This window comes from Pueribacillus theae (genome assembly GCF_003097615.1).
In the GTDB taxonomy this organism is placed as follows: domain Bacteria; phylum Bacillota; class Bacilli; order Bacillales; family UBA6769; genus Pueribacillus; species Pueribacillus theae.
The window spans coordinates 1-17,043 of sequence record NZ_QCZG01000035.1 but is presented as its reverse complement, the minus strand read 5'-3'; the positions used below and the strand labels follow the sequence as shown (position 1 = coordinate 17,043).

General features: G+C 37.4%; 28 protein-coding genes and 2 tRNA genes. 2 read left to right on the top strand and 28 right to left on the bottom strand.

All coding sequences use genetic code 11. From position 1 onward, the window contains the following. Nucleotides 1–7: 7 nt before the first annotated feature. From DCC39_RS14490 to DCC39_RS14380, 26 genes are all read right to left on the bottom strand, one after another. Entirely contained in the window at nt 8–211 is a 204-nt protein-coding gene (locus tag DCC39_RS14490; protein ID WP_116555616.1) for a hypothetical protein, read from the bottom strand. Then, nucleotides 178–549, bottom strand: a complete 372-nt coding sequence (locus DCC39_RS14485) for a hypothetical protein (protein WP_116555615.1) — start codon at nt 547–549, stop codon at nt 178–180. Before DCC39_RS14485 ends, DCC39_RS14490 begins: the two co-directional genes overlap by 34 nt. Next, complete coding sequence (locus DCC39_RS14480; RefSeq protein ID WP_116555614.1) at nt 539–889, bottom strand: hypothetical protein; 351 nt, start codon at nt 887–889, stop codon at nt 539–541. Before DCC39_RS14480 ends, DCC39_RS14485 begins: the two co-directional genes overlap by 11 nt. Then, complete coding sequence (locus DCC39_RS19170) at nt 886–1,047, bottom strand: hypothetical protein (RefSeq protein ID WP_165820893.1); 162 nt, start codon at nt 1,045–1,047, stop codon at nt 886–888. Before DCC39_RS19170 ends, DCC39_RS14480 begins: the two co-directional genes overlap by 4 nt. 456 nt (nt 1,048–1,503) lie before the next feature. Beyond that, nucleotides 1,504–2,499, bottom strand: a complete 996-nt coding sequence (locus DCC39_RS14475; RefSeq protein WP_116555613.1) for a DNA-methyltransferase — start codon at nt 2,497–2,499, stop codon at nt 1,504–1,506. Next, nucleotides 2,496–3,890: a helicase-related protein gene (locus DCC39_RS14470; RefSeq protein WP_116555612.1), complete on the bottom strand. Its 1,395-nt coding sequence runs from the start codon at nt 3,888–3,890 to the stop codon at nt 2,496–2,498. Before DCC39_RS14470 ends, DCC39_RS14475 begins: the two co-directional genes overlap by 4 nt. A gap of 171 nt (nt 3,891–4,061) precedes the next feature. After that, nucleotides 4,062–4,553, bottom strand: coding sequence for a nucleoside triphosphate pyrophosphohydrolase family protein (locus DCC39_RS19305; RefSeq protein ID WP_205948524.1), 492 nt, complete (start codon nt 4,551–4,553; stop codon nt 4,062–4,064). Nucleotides 4,554–4,558: 5 nt separating this feature from the next. Continuing rightward, the gene (locus tag DCC39_RS14455; protein ID WP_116555610.1) at nt 4,559–4,837 is read right to left on the bottom strand and encodes a hypothetical protein; all 279 of its coding nucleotides are present in this window, start codon (nt 4,835–4,837) and stop codon (nt 4,559–4,561) included. Beyond that, complete coding sequence (gene thyX, locus DCC39_RS14450; RefSeq protein WP_116555609.1) at nt 4,834–5,520, bottom strand: FAD-dependent thymidylate synthase; 687 nt, start codon at nt 5,518–5,520, stop codon at nt 4,834–4,836. Before thyX ends, DCC39_RS14455 begins: the two co-directional genes overlap by 4 nt. Continuing rightward, the gene (locus DCC39_RS14445; RefSeq protein ID WP_116555608.1) at nt 5,495–5,782 is read right to left on the bottom strand and encodes a hypothetical protein; all 288 of its coding nucleotides are present in this window, start codon (nt 5,780–5,782) and stop codon (nt 5,495–5,497) included. Before DCC39_RS14445 ends, thyX begins: the two co-directional genes overlap by 26 nt. Next, nucleotides 5,779–7,488, bottom strand: coding sequence for a DNA polymerase domain-containing protein (locus DCC39_RS14440; protein WP_116555607.1), 1,710 nt, complete (start codon nt 7,486–7,488; stop codon nt 5,779–5,781). The genes DCC39_RS14445 and DCC39_RS14440 overlap by 4 nt, the downstream gene beginning before the upstream one ends. Before the next feature lie 13 nt (nt 7,489–7,501). Continuing rightward, nucleotides 7,502–7,936 (bottom strand): DUF669 domain-containing protein, encoded by a 435-nt coding sequence (locus DCC39_RS14435; RefSeq protein ID WP_116555606.1) that lies wholly within the window; start codon nt 7,934–7,936, stop codon nt 7,502–7,504. A gap of 41 nt (nt 7,937–7,977) precedes the next feature. Further along, a complete protein-coding gene (locus tag DCC39_RS14430) occupies nt 7,978–8,184 on the bottom strand; it encodes a hypothetical protein (RefSeq protein ID WP_116555605.1) in 207 nt (68 codons plus the stop codon). A 41-nt stretch (nt 8,185–8,225) separates the two neighbouring features. After that, the gene (locus tag DCC39_RS14425; RefSeq protein WP_116555604.1) at nt 8,226–9,173 is read right to left on the bottom strand and encodes an AAA family ATPase; all 948 of its coding nucleotides are present in this window, start codon (nt 9,171–9,173) and stop codon (nt 8,226–8,228) included. A gap of 59 nt (nt 9,174–9,232) precedes the next feature. Beyond that, nucleotides 9,233–9,379, bottom strand: coding sequence for a hypothetical protein (locus DCC39_RS19165; protein WP_165820892.1), 147 nt, complete (start codon nt 9,377–9,379; stop codon nt 9,233–9,235). After that, nucleotides 9,380–10,282: a YqaJ viral recombinase family protein gene (locus DCC39_RS14420; RefSeq protein WP_205948522.1), complete on the bottom strand. Its 903-nt coding sequence runs from the start codon at nt 10,280–10,282 to the stop codon at nt 9,380–9,382. Further along, complete coding sequence (locus DCC39_RS14415) at nt 10,279–11,523, bottom strand: SNF2-related protein (RefSeq protein WP_240613660.1); 1,245 nt, start codon at nt 11,521–11,523, stop codon at nt 10,279–10,281. Before DCC39_RS14415 ends, DCC39_RS14420 begins: the two co-directional genes overlap by 4 nt. After that, the gene (locus DCC39_RS14410) at nt 11,465–11,758 is read right to left on the bottom strand and encodes a VRR-NUC domain-containing protein (RefSeq protein ID WP_116555602.1); all 294 of its coding nucleotides are present in this window, start codon (nt 11,756–11,758) and stop codon (nt 11,465–11,467) included. The genes DCC39_RS14415 and DCC39_RS14410 overlap by 59 nt, the downstream gene beginning before the upstream one ends. Next, the gene (locus tag DCC39_RS14405) at nt 11,755–12,171 is read right to left on the bottom strand and encodes a hypothetical protein (RefSeq protein ID WP_116555601.1); all 417 of its coding nucleotides are present in this window, start codon (nt 12,169–12,171) and stop codon (nt 11,755–11,757) included. The genes DCC39_RS14410 and DCC39_RS14405 overlap by 4 nt, the downstream gene beginning before the upstream one ends. A gap of 69 nt (nt 12,172–12,240) precedes the next feature. Then, a complete protein-coding gene (locus DCC39_RS14400; protein ID WP_116555600.1) occupies nt 12,241–12,747 on the bottom strand; it encodes a hypothetical protein in 507 nt (168 codons plus the stop codon). Beyond that, nucleotides 12,747–12,974 carry a hypothetical protein gene (locus tag DCC39_RS14395; protein WP_116555599.1) on the bottom strand — a complete coding sequence of 76 codons (228 nt, stop codon included), beginning with the start codon at nt 12,972–12,974 and terminating at the stop codon, nt 12,747–12,749. The genes DCC39_RS14400 and DCC39_RS14395 overlap by 1 nt, the downstream gene beginning before the upstream one ends. Then, the gene (locus tag DCC39_RS19160; RefSeq protein WP_165820891.1) at nt 12,971–13,135 is read right to left on the bottom strand and encodes a hypothetical protein; all 165 of its coding nucleotides are present in this window, start codon (nt 13,133–13,135) and stop codon (nt 12,971–12,973) included. The genes DCC39_RS14395 and DCC39_RS19160 overlap by 4 nt, the downstream gene beginning before the upstream one ends. A gap of 99 nt (nt 13,136–13,234) precedes the next feature. Further along, the gene (locus tag DCC39_RS19155; RefSeq protein ID WP_165820890.1) at nt 13,235–13,378 is read right to left on the bottom strand and encodes a hypothetical protein; all 144 of its coding nucleotides are present in this window, start codon (nt 13,376–13,378) and stop codon (nt 13,235–13,237) included. Nucleotides 13,379–13,390: 12 nt separating this feature from the next. Further along, complete coding sequence (locus tag DCC39_RS14390; RefSeq protein WP_116555598.1) at nt 13,391–13,591, bottom strand: helix-turn-helix transcriptional regulator; 201 nt, start codon at nt 13,589–13,591, stop codon at nt 13,391–13,393. A gap of 16 nt (nt 13,592–13,607) precedes the next feature. After that, entirely contained in the window at nt 13,608–14,351 is a 744-nt protein-coding gene (locus tag DCC39_RS14385; RefSeq protein ID WP_116555597.1) for a phage antirepressor KilAC domain-containing protein, read from the bottom strand. Between the two features lie 31 nt (nt 14,352–14,382). Then, nucleotides 14,383–14,598 carry a helix-turn-helix domain-containing protein gene (locus DCC39_RS14380; RefSeq protein WP_116555596.1) on the bottom strand — a complete coding sequence of 72 codons (216 nt, stop codon included), beginning with the start codon at nt 14,596–14,598 and terminating at the stop codon, nt 14,383–14,385. 179 nt (nt 14,599–14,777) lie between these two features. On the opposite strand from DCC39_RS14380, the gene DCC39_RS14375 reads away from it, so the two are divergent. Continuing rightward, complete coding sequence (locus tag DCC39_RS14375; RefSeq protein ID WP_116555595.1) at nt 14,778–15,422, top strand: XRE family transcriptional regulator; 645 nt, start codon at nt 14,778–14,780, stop codon at nt 15,420–15,422. A gap of 65 nt (nt 15,423–15,487) precedes the next feature. After that, a complete protein-coding gene (locus DCC39_RS14370) occupies nt 15,488–16,648 on the top strand; it encodes a tyrosine-type recombinase/integrase (RefSeq protein ID WP_116555594.1) in 1,161 nt (386 codons plus the stop codon). Between the two features lie 91 nt (nt 16,649–16,739). Here the strand turns inward: DCC39_RS14370 and DCC39_RS14365 are convergent. Together DCC39_RS14365 and DCC39_RS14360 are read right to left on the bottom strand one after the other, a co-directional pair. Further along, nucleotides 16,740–16,812, bottom strand: a tRNA-Thr gene (locus DCC39_RS14365). A 1-nt stretch (nt 16,813) separates the two neighbouring features. Further along, nucleotides 16,814–16,888 (bottom strand) — tRNA-Asn (locus DCC39_RS14360). Nucleotides 16,889–17,043 lie beyond the last annotated feature (155 nt).

Below are 17,043 nucleotides of genomic sequence, written 5' to 3'. Positions count from 1 at the left end.
GTCTAACTCACATTCCTAATTGTTTAGCTGTCGCCAGTACCGCCATGTGCATTGCTTGACCGCTAGTAAATCCTTGTTTGATTAGCTCGTCATAATTTTCTTTTGTTACCTTTGCAAATGTCGGAATTACAGCTAAAACACCAGGCAAAGCTTTTCTTATTTCGTCTTTAAGCATTTCTATTTCAACTTGGGAATATCCGTTAAATTCCATTCTTTCCCCTCCAATGTTTTGGTTCCTATTTCATGCAAACGCGACAAATACGAAACTTCTAAGCATTGTTCCCTTGATAATTCAAGCATTTGTTCGATGGTTTCACGCAATCTGGCATTTTCATGTCTATATGGCTCGTTTTCGTCCTCTGCTTCTTTCTGTTTCTTTTGATGATAATTAACTAACTTTTGTAGTACCTCAACGGTGGATATAAGCCAACCGATATCTTCTAATTCCGATTCATTAATTTCGATGTATTGAGACGGCGAATTCAATTCCAACATTTTTTTGTTATGTTTATGGTTCTCTTTTATTTGTTCAAACCGTTCAATCTCCATTTATTTCCTCCAATGCTTTACGTGCTGTTTCGCCTTCGTTATCCTTATCCATTGTGTCTGTATAATAATTGTCTTTGTTAGCGTAAAACGATAGTGCTTTTTCTAATCTTATTTTTTCTAAACTGCGCTCGCCGTCTCGCGTTCTTGCTTTAGTCAATGCACGTGTGATAATTTCGATTGTGTTATTTAAAAGTTCTATTTCCTTATGCTGTTCCTCCACTCGTTCAGCTTGTTCGATAAGATATTCAATATCTTCGTTAGGGAAACTTAATGTATATCCATTTCGATATAATAATTCTCTCCTAGCCTTTATCTCTTCAAACCGTCCTTTATCGGTCATTCCTCAACCTCCAAATAAAACAGCTCAATTTCACTTTCAGTAGCACGCCTGTATCCCTCTTGAGCATTAATAATTTCCTCTTCTGCCTTAGTCCTAATCGGCAAGACAACTTTGTAATCATCGTGAATGGCGTAATCGCCTATTTTCAAGTCGTTCATTCCGAATCACCTCTTTTTGCCATGCGATTTGTTCAGCATCTGACATGGTTAGAATGTCTTTATTCATGAAGCTTGTCCTCCTTATCGAAAAAATTCCGTATGCAATCTTCACAAAACATACTCCGGTAATGACTGACAACGTTGTCTTTGCATTCGATACAATATTGCATGCTCATTACCTCCTTCGCTATAAAATCGGGATGTTCATTAAGCATCTATTTTTAACTCACCCACTCCCGCCAATATTCGTATTCCTTGTTATCTATCCATCTTTTGGTTTTGTTATTTTCGTTCAACCAATCGGTTCCAACAGATAACCAGTAAAACAATTCATATTTGATACCTTTTAGAGAAGTTAGTTGTCTTATTTTTGTTTTCACATTTCGCACATCATCACTCCTACACATTTTGTATCAACTGTTCGGTATTCCTGAAATGTTCAATTGACTTGCATGGTTAACCCTCCATCACATCGAAAATCGAAACTTGTCCTCTTTCAAGAATGGCGCGTTCCATATTCTTTTTAGCGACATCAAAATAACTTGGTTTTAGTTCAACCCCTACAAATTTTCGATTCATTTTCAAAGATTGATAACCTTCTGAACCGATGCCTAAGAATGGACTTAAAACCGTATCGCCTTCTTTTGACCATAATGTCAAAGCTCGTTCAATCACATCTAATTGCAACGGTGCGATGTGCCTTTCGTCTTTTTCATCCCTTGCTGATTCTCTTTGAAGAGTGTTTGACTGTCTAATATCCATCCATACTGGAGATGCGTATTTCCTCCATACTTGATGTGAATATACAGGAGGTCCAACATATGCCTGTTTCTTATTGAACGATTCTTTGTCTATAGGTGGTCTTTTGATTTTAGGTGCATCAGGTTCTAATTCACCCGCATAACTCTCTAGACCATACGGATGGTCAATTGGATCAGCATTTTCACCTGGTTTTCGAACGGTTATTAAATAATCTGGCAGTCCTTGTCTGCAAAGTGACGAATCTTTTTCAATTTGCTTATGCATCAATCCAAGTGCTTTTGTTCGAGTTGCTTCAGTAAGAGGATCTTTCCAAATTGTCGCTTTTGAGTGATATATAAATCCTTCTGACTGAAATAAACGGAGCATATCCCCGGGAAAGTCTTTAAGTCCTATATATCCGTCACGCTCTTTTAATGCAGGAATATCCATGCAATGAAAACTTACGAGTCTACCAGGCTTAATTACCCGGTAAAGTTCTTTAACTAAAAATCTGAAATGCTCGTAAAACTCCTTATCTGACTTGCTATTTCCCATGTCGCGATCTGAATTACTGTATGTGTAAAGGCTTGAAAATGGAGGGGAAAAGACTGAGAAGTCAATGCTGTCATTTGGCATACCTCCCACAACCTCTACACAATCACCGTTGTAAATCGCATAATCTTCATGTAAAACTTGGTCTAGTATGTTCATACGACTGATTTCTCCTTTAAAAAAGATGGAAGCTTAATTTTTTCTTTCGTTTCATATAATGTTTTTTCCATTTCTGTGGACTTAATATTTTTTGAAGTAATGTTTTTCGTAAAAGCAACCATACCCTCAACCATTTTCTGAAAATCTTCTTCTTTGCGTTGGATATTTGAAAGTACATTGCCTTCTAGTTCAGAAATGATTATATGGACATTTACAGACTTTTCTTGTCCGAACCTCCAACAACGCCTAATAGCTTGGAAAACCTGTTCAAATGAATCTGACAAACCTACGAACGCCATATCAGCGCAATGTTGCCAATTTAAACCCATTCCGGCGATGGATGGTTTTGTGACAAGAACACGAATCCGGCCTTCTGAAAAGTCCATCATGGCTTTTTCTTTATATTCCGGCTTGTCCGAACCTTTGATCTCCACAGCGTCAGGTATTAATTCAGTTAACATCTTAGATTCATCGTTTAAGTCACACCATACAAGGAAAGGCTTGTCTGTCGCATTTACTATTTCAGCGCACTTTTTAACTCTGTCCTTGATGGTTTTTCTCCTAGCTTGCCGTCTTTCCATAAGTGTTTCAGCTTGAACGGGAATAAGTGATCCTTCATCTACTTCAGCGGGAATAACTACCTCTTCCATATTTAAAGGCGGTAAATCAAACGCGCCATCCTCATATCCTAAGTCGCTTGGTTTTTGAATAAGCACAGCCCAGGATGACACCCACTCCCAGAATTTAGATGCACCATGACCTTTTAATCGCCATTTTTGCGTTTCTCCGCCATCGTGGACGAAAAACATTGATAACATTTCAGTCCTGCTCATGACGTTTAAAAACTCACTATGATTTCCTAATTCCATAAAATCGTTAGGTGCTGGCGTAGCAGTACAAGCAAGTTTAAAAGGCGTGTTTTTAAAACTGTCTATAATCATCGTTCTAACTTTCCCAGTAAAACTTTTAAGTATTGAACTTTCATCAAGCACAATTCCTGAAAAATGGATTGGATCTAATTTGTGTAAAATTTCATAATTTGCTATGTTTAAACCGTCTGTAACATCATTGTTTTGGCGAACGTGGGTTACAGACAGATTTAACTTTTCTTGGGCTTCTCTTACAGTCTGTGACGAGACTGCGAGAGGAGCCAATATTAATATTTTTCCATTTGTTTTAATGCTTACTTGTCTTGCCCATTCCAATTGCATGACTGTCTTTCCTAGCCCTGTTCCAGCGAATATTGCAGCTTTTCCTTTTTTAAGTGCCCACTTTACAATGTCCTTTTGAAAGTCGAATAGCGTTTCATGTAATTGATTTCGATCAATATCAAACCCACTAATGTTTTGTTTTAACTGTTTGGATTTTAAAAACTTTTGATAGTCTCTCATTCAATCCTCTCCAAAGTGATGTAATAAACAAGATTCTCATAAGCATTTAAGTAAGACCTCATTGGATGAACAACTTCCCATTTACCAGTTTCTAATTTTTCTTTAACTCGGTTAAAAACCTCTATTTTTGTCCATCCTTCAATCCGTACGTTCCGACATACTATCCGCGGATCATAACGTTGCATCATTTTCCTTCACCTGCTCTGCAATCGCTACGGCAACGGCGGCGACTTGAATTAATTCTTTGTATAGATCGCTTGCATCTGAATTTTTGTAAGAAGTGCAATCTTTTTGCATCGCTTGGGAAACTTCGCCTACTTCCTCGACAAGAATAGTTAGCCAAAAAGGATAGTCATGTCTTTGCAGACCCCATTTTGCGTTTTGAGCGATTCTTTCTTGGTTTACATCTAATAGAGCTAAACTTGTTAAATCTCTGTTTAAAAATGAATCTAGTGCATTTCTGAGTCGCCGAATTTCCCTTACAAGATATTTTGAGTAATCAGCCATTTCTTCCAAGGCCATCAGTTTCCAGTCGTAATCTTCGTCGACTGCATCATCAATCGAACGGTCATACTTTTCTAATCCCTTTTTATCCTGTGCATCTATGATGGCTGCAAATCCATCGACAACTGCTTGACTTATTTTTGGTCTTTTAACTTTCACATGGGTCACCCTTTCAACAACTCCTTGATTTTATTTAGCTTTCTCTCAGCCTTATTCACCTTCTGCAATTCGATCTTCAGTTTTCCGTTTTCAATCCTGAGCATTTCAATTTCACTTTCATTAGCAACTTTCTTTTCCAATCGTTCAACCGTACCCCTTAGTGATTTATTTCTTGACGTTAAGCGATTGACTTTTTCTTTTAATTCCTCATTTTCAAGTTCAAGCTGCATGATTTGTTTTTCGTATTTTTCAAATTGGGATTGGAGTTGTTCAAGGGCTGTCATGGTTTAATCAACTCACTTAAAGAGACAGGAAACTTTTCAAGAGCCAATTCTTTTACAGCATGGGCGTATTCTTGGATTTCCTTCTGCGCATCGCTTTCCACACGTTGGTTTATAAAATGAGCAACTGACTGTAAACTTGCTGTCCAGTACCATCTCACGTACATTCCGTATGCAGGAAGGAAGAGACGGGCTTGTTCGGCGCATATACCATTTTCTAATGCCCATCTGTAATTTTGTTCCCCTCTAAAAACCGTATCCATAAGCCTGTGAAGGGCATCCATTCCCAAATCATCATCTACCGGTTTGCCACTTCCTTGTTTGGAATTGTTTGGAGCCGACCGCCAACTTTTCGAACCCGGAACATAAAACTCTGGTTCCTCTGTTACATACCTTCTTGATGATTCGTTCCAGGCTTCCATCGTGTGGTTACTGCCCACTACGTACTTCCACCATTGACGGGCCACCATGAGAGGGGCATAAACTTCAAATTGCAACGTTGCATGTCTGAATGGTGAAGTGTGTTCATGTGTTGCAAGGAATTTAATTAAGCGTTTATCTTTATCGCTTAATTCGTCTGTTTGTTTGTCATAGCTGACACGAGCCGCGTTGACTATCGTTGTATCGTCGCCCATGCAATCTACTAATCTTACATAACCTTTATCCAGTACGTTTATTTTTGTCATGATATTTAAAAACTCTCCTTCCATACAGGCCATATTTTTCAAGCTGCCATTTTACAGCGTCCTGTTCGATGCCCAATTGAATCGAAATGTCGAAAGTGCTTTTTCCTAACCCCCATAATCTAACCAACTCCGAAAGCATGTTTTCCTGCCATTGCCGCATTTGAAGTTCCCTAGCCGCTTCATATTTATAATCGAGCGGACAATCTTCGTATAGGCAAATTTGAATTAGTTGTTGTTTAGTTGCGTCTTCGAAATGAATCAAAATAACCACCTTTCGGTTTCTTTGATATACCAGTTCAAATCAAGATTTCGTTTATTAAAAGTGTCTAACGTATCGTTATGAACAATCACATTCTCACTGGTGAAAGGTATTTTGTTGTACCTCTTTGTTCTGGCAACGTTTTTAATTTTATAAATGGGACCCAACTGTTTGTCATTTGTCGCAAACACTCTATTCACCTTTTGAAGTTCAATCATTTCACCGTCAATGTTTTGAACGATTCCATTAAAAGTGCTTCCTGCTTTGGCTATTAGTTGAAACCGATCCAATTCATTTCGTTTAAAGCAGCCAATGACCGTTTTATGTATTGGAATGTCATAGATGTAATGGTCAACAAGCGCTTTGTCGATAACGGTTAAACTATTTCGTTCATAGTCGCCGCCATCAAAATTGGCAAATCTGCCTTTTGCTGAGACTTTACCGTCATGATATTGAATGACATAATTGTTCACGTCTCGTTGTGCTATTTTCTTGATATAATCAACATCTAAACTAAGCTGATAACGATTTTGCCAATAATCCAAAACAATCATAATGTCATTTTTCAACTCATCATCATATTGAATGATTATCCCGTCCGTATTAGATTGGATAAGTTTGCAAAAGTTTTGTAGTAATAAAATTAAGTGAGTAAGAATAAGTTGACCGTTTACACAGATATTATTTGCTTGTAGTGGGTCATAAAGTGGATTGTATTCATGTTTCATAGCTCCATAGGTGCTATTTAAAATAATCTTGTACACACCCTGCTTGCTATCTTTTATTTTTTTAAGCCGTAATCGTTCATCATACATTTGTTTAAATAACCCAGGCTCTTTGCTGGCACGACTCATAAAATTGTTGTTTATCATGAGTGATGGATAATACGAAGAGACGTCAATGGCCATCATGTCCCCCTCATGTACATAGTTTTCAATCGCTCCGTGAAGTCCACCAAAACCAAACACATGAGGAACGCCTGCAATGACACGTTCATATTTTCGGGATTCTAATTCCTTGAAATCCGTACCACCTTTAAAATCCTGCTCAATGTCTTTGTAAAATTGAACAATATCTTTGGGTAACTCATGGATGAGCAATCGTTTATCATAGACAAGATTTATCCTGTCGTTTGGTATGTCGTGTTTCTTACATTTCAAAACATCTGCTGACAGCCTGGCCCTTGTTTTCTTAACTGATGCAGCAGGCAGTTTGAACGTCTGGACAATTTCGAATTTTGAAGAAAAATAATCTTCTCGCTTTTCGAATAACTCTTTTGTTGTTAGGACATCGTTTTCACAGTATTTAAAAGTACGTTCGATTTCTTCGTCATTTAACGGTCTGTTCAGATTAAAATCAACTGGCGTTTCATGGATATTTAAACCTATATTGGCTTGTGTCTCTTTTAAACCGACACCTAGCTTTAATTCCTGCATAACATCAAGCGTTATCGGCTTATTAAGAAACAGTTTAGGCTTTTTCTTTCTGATAATTTGCTGTGATACTTCATAGGCGTCCATATCTCGTAACAATGCAGCCAAAATAAAATCATCGTAATTGTAGTTATTAAAACCTATTAAAAACTGGACAGTGGACAGGTAACGCTTGAGAGCGTCCCTGTCGTTGTGAATACGTGTTAACTGTCCATCTTTTTCAAATACGACTAACCAATCTTTAGTGAATACTTCAAAATCGTAAAAGGTAAACAATGAGCATCACACCTTAAAACGGTGTAAACTCTGATAGGTCAAAGTTTTGGAACCCGCTTTTGCTTGTTTTTAATGTAAGTGTTAGCTGCTGGCCGAGAGCATGTTTAAAAGCTTCCACCAATGTTAATTCGGGCTGGTCCAAATCGTCAGGCGTCAACTCTACACCTAAAAGAGCAGCATATTTAAAAGTACGCTTAATATTTTGGTTAAGCATTTTTTCACTGGAGAAGAAAATCCCGCCAAAATACTTTCTATTTTCATATCCGTCATTCAAAATTTCCAATTCAAAATTGAGCCATTCTGTACCCTTGTCATTCGTTCTCCATTGGACATCTGTAAGCATGGCGTCATATTCACCATCAGGCAAGTTATCAAAATCACTTACAGGATCCGTTTCAGGATTAAAACCTTCTGCTAAAATTTGAGCTGCCATTTCTTTTAAATTCATAATTTATAGTCTCCTTTTTGTTGATTTTTTCATATTAGACGTTAGCTATACTGACATTCAGTTGAACTTATAACCCTTCCATCTTCCAAATGAATTAACATCAAAAGAGGCTCTTCTATATCATCACGAATAACCTTTCCTTTTAAGGTTTTGCTAGTGTCGTAGTTAAAACAAACTCGTACTTCCCTGCCTAAGAAACTCCCTTGTTTTGGAAATTTATTGTAACTTACATTTTGATGAACTCCCATTTTCATCTTCCTTTCTCGTTTAAAATTATCTATTAACTTTTTTACACCTGCGGACTGATCCTTGCCGGCCTTCCTGCTACTTTCGGTTGAGGTCCTTCTGTCTTTGGCGGTTCTTGCTTAGGTTCCGTTTTAGGCTTGTCCTCTTTCGGTTCTGCAGGAGCTTCTTCTGCATTGATTTGTTCTTGCTGTGCTTCCTGTTGTCTTGCCCTTCTTGCGGCTTCCTGTTGAGCTTTGGCTGCTTCTTCCTGCTGCTGGACTATCTTCTTTGCTTCATCCGTGCTTGTCTTTTTCGACTTATCATAAGCACCAATAACCGTATCTAGTAAACTGGCAATCCGTTCATCGTCTACCTTGTCGCGAGTATAGTTTTTTCGTTTGGATTCGACTTTGCGAATGTAGTTCTTACCAACTTTGCGGCAAAGGATCGTGTAGTCACTGTTACCATTTACAATGTTCAGCCATTTTAATTTCAAGGAAGGGACGTAAGTTTCCACATCGTTTTCTTCAATGATTGTTAGGCGGGAAAGATAAAGAATGTTGATCTGTTTTTTCATGGATAATTCTTTTAGTCTCATGACAAAGACCCGGACCATCATTTCAAGCATTTGGTGACCTTTTCCCCAACTGATATCGCCGACTGATTTAACCCCATGCTCTTCTGTAATTTCCTGTTCAAACATCGTAACGATGTCATCGATTACGTCAATGACAATTGTTTCAAACGTGTGATTTGTCGTTTCAAGTTCCAGGATGATTTCAGATAGCAAATCACTTGCAGAACGCGTTATTTTGCCTTTTGAATCACGCTGATTATTAATATTGATTGATGGCGTTTCAATCATTTCTGCGTTCCCATCTGTATTAAGGTTTAGAGGGTTTGGAAACTCGTCTGCAAAGTATGTTTTTCCATGCATAGTTCCACCGAAAATTACAAAGTTACGCGGCGTTTCTTTCGCTATTTTTCTCTCGTTTTTAGGTAAGACTGACATTTAATTTGCCTCCTTAAATTTCCTTTTTGCATCATGCTGTAATCTGGATAGAGCAATTCTCAATGCTTCCACTGATTCATCTCTTCTTCAGTTGTAATAGTACCTTCGTTTTGAAACATGCTGCCTAAATGTTGGACTTTTAGTTGTACATTTTTAAAAGCGTTAAAGAAAACTTCGTCTGCTTCGACTAAAAATTTTTTATCCAATCAATTAGCCTCCTTCAACTTAATTCGAACACTTCCAGAAACCTTTGAAACTCGTTCATACCGTGAAGCAATGTCCGGAAGCTCTTTCTTTAACCGGGTACTATCAATCGACTTTCTTTCAGTTGGCAGCACGCGGGTAATTACTATATGGTCCGTTTCAAATTTCTTAATGTCGTACTCTTCCATGGCATCATGAAGCTTTTGTTTTGCTTCTTTATACTGCTTTTCAATTTCCTTGAAGCCGGCTAACTGTATTTCTAATTTACTTACCTGGTTAGCAATAACCTGGACTTCATTCTGGCCAAAGTTATAAAACTCTTGTTCCGTTGCTTTTGGGTTATCCCTTAAAAATTCACAACGGATCCAAAACGTCTCAATCGCTTCATAAATTTGATTTACATATTCATCGTCACGTTCAACGACTTCGATTTTTAAACGGCTGCTATCAAACTCTGTGTCAAAGTTATCTGGACGATTATACAAAGCCAACCAGCCATATTCACAACCATATTGAGCCATATATAGCTGCATTTGCGCTTCATATACTTTTAGTGTCGGATTAGCACCGTGTGTTTTGATTTCTAAAATCATATTGTTTTCGAAGTCGTAACCGTCTGTATTGCTTCGAACATAACGGTTTTTGTCTGTTTTGGTGTCCGGCTTAAAATCAGTTTCATTCACCAAATTAATGTAATCCCTGATTTGTGGCTCCATGACATTTCCAAAATGTGTGTATTCGTTCCCCTTAAACTCACTCTTTACAATGCCTACTTTTTCTTGGGCTAATTCAAATTGAGTTTTGTATTTGTTTAGGCCAAGAATAGTAGGAACATCAGATCCGCCTACATATATTTCCCTGTTTTCAGTAACGTTTTTATCCTGGTTAACTGGTAAAATACTCAATTAACTATCTCCCTTCTGAACAATTCTTCAGTAAAGTCTTTTTTGGCATCCAGTGCCTTATAAATATTGGTTTCAACCGTTCCTTTTGTGATGTATTGATAGACAGTAACTTTCTTTGTCTGACCGTTCCTATATGCTCGACCAAGGGCTTGCTCATAGTCCTGGTAACTGTATGTGGGCGAATAAAAGACAACTATGTTTGCGTACTGCAATTCAATACCTGCAGCTCCTGCTTGGTACTGAACAATGGTTACGCTATTTTTTAATTCTGGCCAGACTACCTTATCCGGTAAATTGGTTTTACTGCCGGACACTTCAAACACTTTCTTTTTCAGTTTTTTGGCAATTTTCTTCAGCTCTTCATTCTCCTGTTTATAGTTGTAGAAAATGATGATATTTTCTTCTGTTCCTTCCAGGAGCATTTCGGTATATTTAAGCTTGTCCGATTGGTTGGCATAAAACCGTAGGCCATGCTGCAGTTTAGCAATGTTGTCAAACAACTCTTCGCCTAACACCCGGTCTTTTTTAATGATGTTGTATTCCTTAGATGGATTAAAATGAATCTTCTCGAATACCAATGGCGGCAAATCTAAACAATCTTCCTTTGCCAGTTTGATAGAAAAAGATTGATAAATCTTCTGAAGTATTTCTTGGTCCCGAAAATCAGAAACAACATTCACAGGCCCGTTACCATAGTCGATGCGGTTATAAATTGCATGCTCTCTCAAAAATTGTGTTTTGTTTTTGTAATAACCAAACATGATCATGTAAGCAATCGTGTCTCCCCACCCATTACTGGAAGGCGTAGCAGACAACAATAAAAAATGTGTACTTTGTTGAGTAAGTTTTATTGCGGCCTTTCCTCTTTGGCTTGTTGGATTTTTGACGTAATGGCACTCGTCCATTACAAGGAACCAATTTTTATATTCTTTCCATCGTTTTGACAGCACACCATAACTAAGAATGTCATAAGGAATCTCTATGTTGTATTTGCTGGCCACAAAGTCTAGTTCCCTTTGCCAGCCGCCTTCTTTGATTTTTTGTGGGGGTGCTACAATTAATAGTGGTTCACCTTTGTTATGCTTCAAATAATGGTGTATAGCCATCATTGTTTTTCCGGTTCCTGTATCGGCAGCGATTATGTAGTTAGGTTCTATGTTGTTTAGCAAATCGCGTTGAAAGTCATATAACATCGAATCGCTGTAGCTGCTCTTTTGTATCTGCGACGCTGTAAGCGACAAAGGCCACACCTCCCGCCTGTTCAATTAATCTGATATGCGCTTTTTGAAGCTCACTTATTACACCGGTTGGACGTTTCACTTCAATGGCCACGAATTTCCCATTGATGCAGCATATAATATCAGGTGTTCCGGCCCTGCTGTATGCACTTCCATGAGTTTTAATGTGGTAAGCGCCAAGGCCATCCAAATAACCTCTAATCTTGGTTTCAATGTGTTTTTCAAGCGGTTTACTCAACGCGGACCACCTAAGATCAGCTCAATATCACTCTTTTTAGCTTTTCGGGCCTTCAATTTTTGTGTGGGTTCATCATACTCGTAATCTTTTAACTTCTGAGCAGTAACTCTATTTTCTTCAACCAATTCAGCAATACCAATTAAATCTAATTCTTTTATAGTTACATCTAGATCGTTTGCTAATGCAGATTTATCGAATTTTTTAGTTTTCCCATTTTTAACCGTTAAAACATGAGGGACATTGTCTTTGTAAGCAAGCACGTTTCCGTGTTTCAGAATGTGACTAATAATCTTATCTGTCTTTTTATCTATATTTTCTTTTAATTGAATACGTTGTTTTTTTAACGATTCTACTTCTTGATACAATCCATTGATTTCGGATTGTTTTATATTAGTTTGAACGTTTACGTCCATTGTCCATTCCTCCATTTCGTGATATGATTCACCTAAGAAATGATTTTATTTTAGTCTGATGTTGGCGCATCAGGCTTTTTTCTTTAGTTCCTCTAAATACTTTTCTTCATATTCAATTTCGGAAATAGGTATAACTAAACCGTTTGTTTTCTTTTCAAGGTCAAAATCAGCTTTATAGTAAATATCGTTTTCGCTTGTTCTGAAACTTTCTAAATGCTGATGCCTCATTCTCATAACCCCGTAAATAAAATTGATATGTCTTAATTCTTCAAATTTAGATAGCCCTTCTTCCTCAATAATTTTCTGGTAATCTTTAAATAGATTTTTCGCTTTGTTTGTATTACTTTTTAACACCCCATCTTTTCTAAATAACTTTTTATTCTCTTCTTTTGTGAATTCGGACGGATCTAATCTTAGAATGTGAGGAGAAAATGCCATTTTCGTTATTTCTTCCTCCAACAAATCACTTAATCTACTAAATACGTTTTTCCATTTTGGTAGTAATTCAAAGTGCTCTTTTGCCGCTTTGTCATAGACGGTCCCACGTTTAATTTTGAAGCATTGAGTTTTTGACACTACCCCACCACCTCCACGCTATCGCTAAACTCTTCAAATACTGTGTCATAAAGCTGAGATAAAACAGGACTTTCCTTCGCGAAACTTTCATTTTGATACCCAGGCACACCATAAGCTTCTTCAAGGTCAAACAACAAATTTTCCAAGCGCTGTGTTCGTAAGCCTGGCCAACCGCTTAGGATTGAGTTGAAACGTTTGGTAAGCTTGTCCATTTCACCGACTGTCATTTTTTTAATGCCTCCTTAATAGTCACGTATTTTGTGTTAAATCTTTCATAGCCAACTCCATACATTTTTTCGTATGTTTTAGGCGCACTACCGTTGTATTTCGGTTGAAACTTTGTGCGATTCATACGCGCTTCAGCACGTCTTTCTTTACGTGTTTTCAACACTTGTATCATCCCTTTCAAAGTTCTTGTCCGCAATCGTGACAAACTGTGATTCTTTCATCTGTTCCAGGAATATAGAGTTAACTCTTCTTTGGACATTTACTCACCCTCCAAATAAATTTTGTAATACTTCTCCCGCTGCCTGCCTGCGTATTCAGCGATGCGAAAACGTCTTTGCATGAGCATTTTGAGTTCGAAGTGAGCAAAGAAGCTAAGAAGTGCTAGGGCTTGTTTGGCTGGCATTTCAAAACCTCCTCACATTGATTCGACATCTTCATACGACAACCAGCTATCAATAGCGTCTAGGTCAAAAATTAATATTCCTGGTGCAGGACGTTTAAACGGGATGTCTTTTCGCTTAACTAACCGGTAAATCGTTGCTTCAGACATACTGCAATTGATTGACTTTAGGTATTCAGACAACGCTTTAGCTCCTCTAATTAAACGTTTGTTCAAGGATTGTCACCACCCCTTATGCTGTTTCTTCGCGTTCGATAAGTGGTAAAATACCTTCTTGCTTTAACAATTCGTAAATAAACAATCTTCCTTTTTGCGTCCATTTGGTGCTAACCCTTGAATTGTCGACATCAATTACATGCGTATGTGTTTGTGTGTAGCCTTTGTCTTGATGCTTTGTATATAGCAGCCAAATGTCACCCTGCTTGTACTGAACGCCTAAATCATGAAGCAGCCTGTTCATTTTAATAGCGCTCATGCCGTAATCCTTGGCAATTTTGGAAACCGACAGGAGTGACTTGTTTTGCAATACCATGTCGTAGTATGTGGCTTTAGGTTTCAACTCATTAACCTGTTGTTCAAGCAGCAGATTAGAAGTTTGAAGTTTTTCGACACGAGCATTTAGATAGTCCATTGCCCTTTTCATGACCATTTCGGGGCTGTTCCATTTTTCCTCTAATTCAAGAAAGTACAAACGGGCTTGTTTTCCTTTTTCGTTACGTTGCAGCATAGCGATTTCTTTTGCCATTGGAATTTTGATGTGATGGTCTGTAATTTCAGTGAACGGATTCTTAGGATTATTGGTTTCTCTTTTTTGGGTAACCAATATAAAGTCAATGTTTTCAACGAATCCATATTCTTTCATTCGATTGAACCAATCAGCGTATTTTGTTTTTATTTCCAAAAACTCATGTAAATCACGACCGCTGACTAATAAGTTACCTTCGCTGTTTTGTTGCGTTGGGATTAATTGATTCATTGAATACCTCCTTATATGATTTTAAATCATGTTAACTGCAAAATTTTTTATCTGTTAAATCAATCCCTAGTAAGTCATCAGCACTTACATTAAAAAATACACATAGCCGTTTTAAGTGCGGTGCAGATATGACACTTATGTCTTTTTCCCAAGAACTAATCGTTGTTTGAGACGTTCCGATTTTTTCAGCTAGTTCTTTTTGCGACATTTTTCCGTGTTTAGCCCTTAATTCTGCAATGGTTATCAACCCGCTTCACCCTCCTTTCGACTAGGTTTGATTTTATCTTACATGATTTAAAATCATATTGCAAGTGATTTTTATGATTTATTATCATTTTTTAATAGATTATGTCGCTATTAAATAAAATAAATGTTGATTTAATATCATATATAAAGTAAACTTAATAGAGAAAGCGAGGTGAAACTATGGAAACTGGAAACATTATAAAAGCATTAAGAGAATCAAGGGGGCTAACCCAACAACAACTTGCTGAAATAGTTGGGGCAAAAACTTATACCACAATTACAAAATGGGAAAGTGGAGAAAACTTCCCTAAAGGTAGAGACATACGAAAATTAAGCGAGTATTTTAAAGTAAGTTCTGATTATATTCTCGGCCTGGATGAAAGTAATATCCCTAAAATAAACGAATACCCTTACTTTCCTGTTAGTATTTCAGCTGGATTACCACTTGAAGTAAATGGAATCACTGACAAAAGTGTAGAAACAATAACAATCCCGGATTCTATCATGGGTAAATGGGCGGGACAAAGCGACATTTACATAATGAAAGTAAATGGTGAATCAATGAACAAAGTTATCCCGCATGAATCTTTAATAGCTGTAAAATCTATTGAACTATCAAATTTAAAAGATGGCGACATAGTAGTTTACAGCGATAATCATGACTACTCAGTGAAACGCTTTTATGACGACAAAAAGAACGAAAGAATCATATTTAGTCCTGATTCGACAGACAGAAGTTTCACAGATTACGTGATTCCATACACTGAAACTAGCAATTTGAAAATTCACGGAAAAGTAATCCTTTATATTGTGGAATTAGATTAAATGTTTGGCCAAGCATTTAATGAGCAGGCTAGCTACCTGCTCTTTTTTAAAAGGAGGCATTAAAAATGGCATCTGTACAAGAATTAATAAAAGGTAAAAAGTATAAGTTAGTTGTTGAGTTGGGTTATTTACCTAGCGGAAAAAGAGATAGGAGAACTAGAACAGTTGAAGCAAGTGGAAAAAGAGCAGCAAAACGTATGCTTAAAGAATTCGAAGATGAAGTAATGGAAAAAATGAATTTAAATGAGGAAATGTTTTTTGTTTCCTTTACAGAAAAGTGGTTGAATAACTACGCCAAACCTGAGTTAGAAAAACCTACTTTAGAAAATTACAAATCCGCCCTCCAAACTATTTCCGATTACTTCATCGACTTTAGAATGAAAGACATAACACCACTGAGCATCACCGAATACTTCAATTACGAAAAAGAACAAGGACGTGCATCTCTTGAAGCGAAATACAAGGTTTTACTTTCTATATATAAATATGCTGTAAAGTGGAAAGTGATAAAAGAAGAAGATAACCCAATGGTAGAAATTGAAATGCCAAAACCATCCAAGAAACAAAACATCGATTTTTATAGAGCGCACGAAATTCCTATTTTAATGGAAGCCATTCAAACATTAGATATCAAAAATCAAATCATAACAAAGTTGGCTTTGTTTGGCGGATTAAGGCGAGGGGAAATAGCAGGTCTGGCAGCAGATGTTTGTGACTTTAAGAATAATCGCATCGAAGTAAAGCGATCATTGCAGCATTCTAAAACGGGAGGGTTAAGATTAAAAGAAACAAAGGAAGAGGATACAAGGCTTGTTGTGATACCAGCGGCCCTCATGAAAGAACTGCACACATATTATATAAAAAGACTTAATTTAAAAATGGAAATGGGGCCACTTTGGAAAGGTTTCAAAGATATAAATGATAACGAGGTTTTTCTAATTTTTGCAGATGAATATGGTGTTCCGTATCGGCCTGACGCTATATCGAAGTTTTGGAAAAGGTTTATGAAAACCTTTGAAGGAAAAATCAGGCGTGTAAGGTTTCATGATCTGCGGCACAGCTCCGCTACGATCGCACTCACCGAAGGCGCGAGGGAAGGAATAACATCTAAAACAATACAAAAGCGGCTAGGACATAAAGATATAAAAACGACACTCAAATTTTATAGCCACGTGACCGAGGAAGATGATAAGAAAGCGAGCGATGTTTTTGATAAATATTTGTGATTGGTCACTTTTTGGTCACTTTTATAAAAAGATAAAAAATAACGCTATTTCTAAAATGGCTAGAAACAGCGTCAAATTAAGGTTGTTGCAAAGCTTCCAACAGGACTTGAACCTGCGACCCCTTCCTTACCATGGAAGTGCTCTACCGGCTGAGCTATGGAAGCATGGCTCCACAGGCAGGATTCGAACCTGCGACCGATCGGTTAACAGCCGATAGCTCTACCACTGAGCTACTGTGGAATATTCTATGTAGTTATTTCAATCTTATTTTTGCAATGTCTGCCTTTTTATTCTAAGGCATTCACAGCAAATTTATAATATACAAAAACTGCCCAGCGACGTCCTACTCTCACAGGGAAACCCCATTACCATCGGCGCTGAAGAGCTTAACTTCC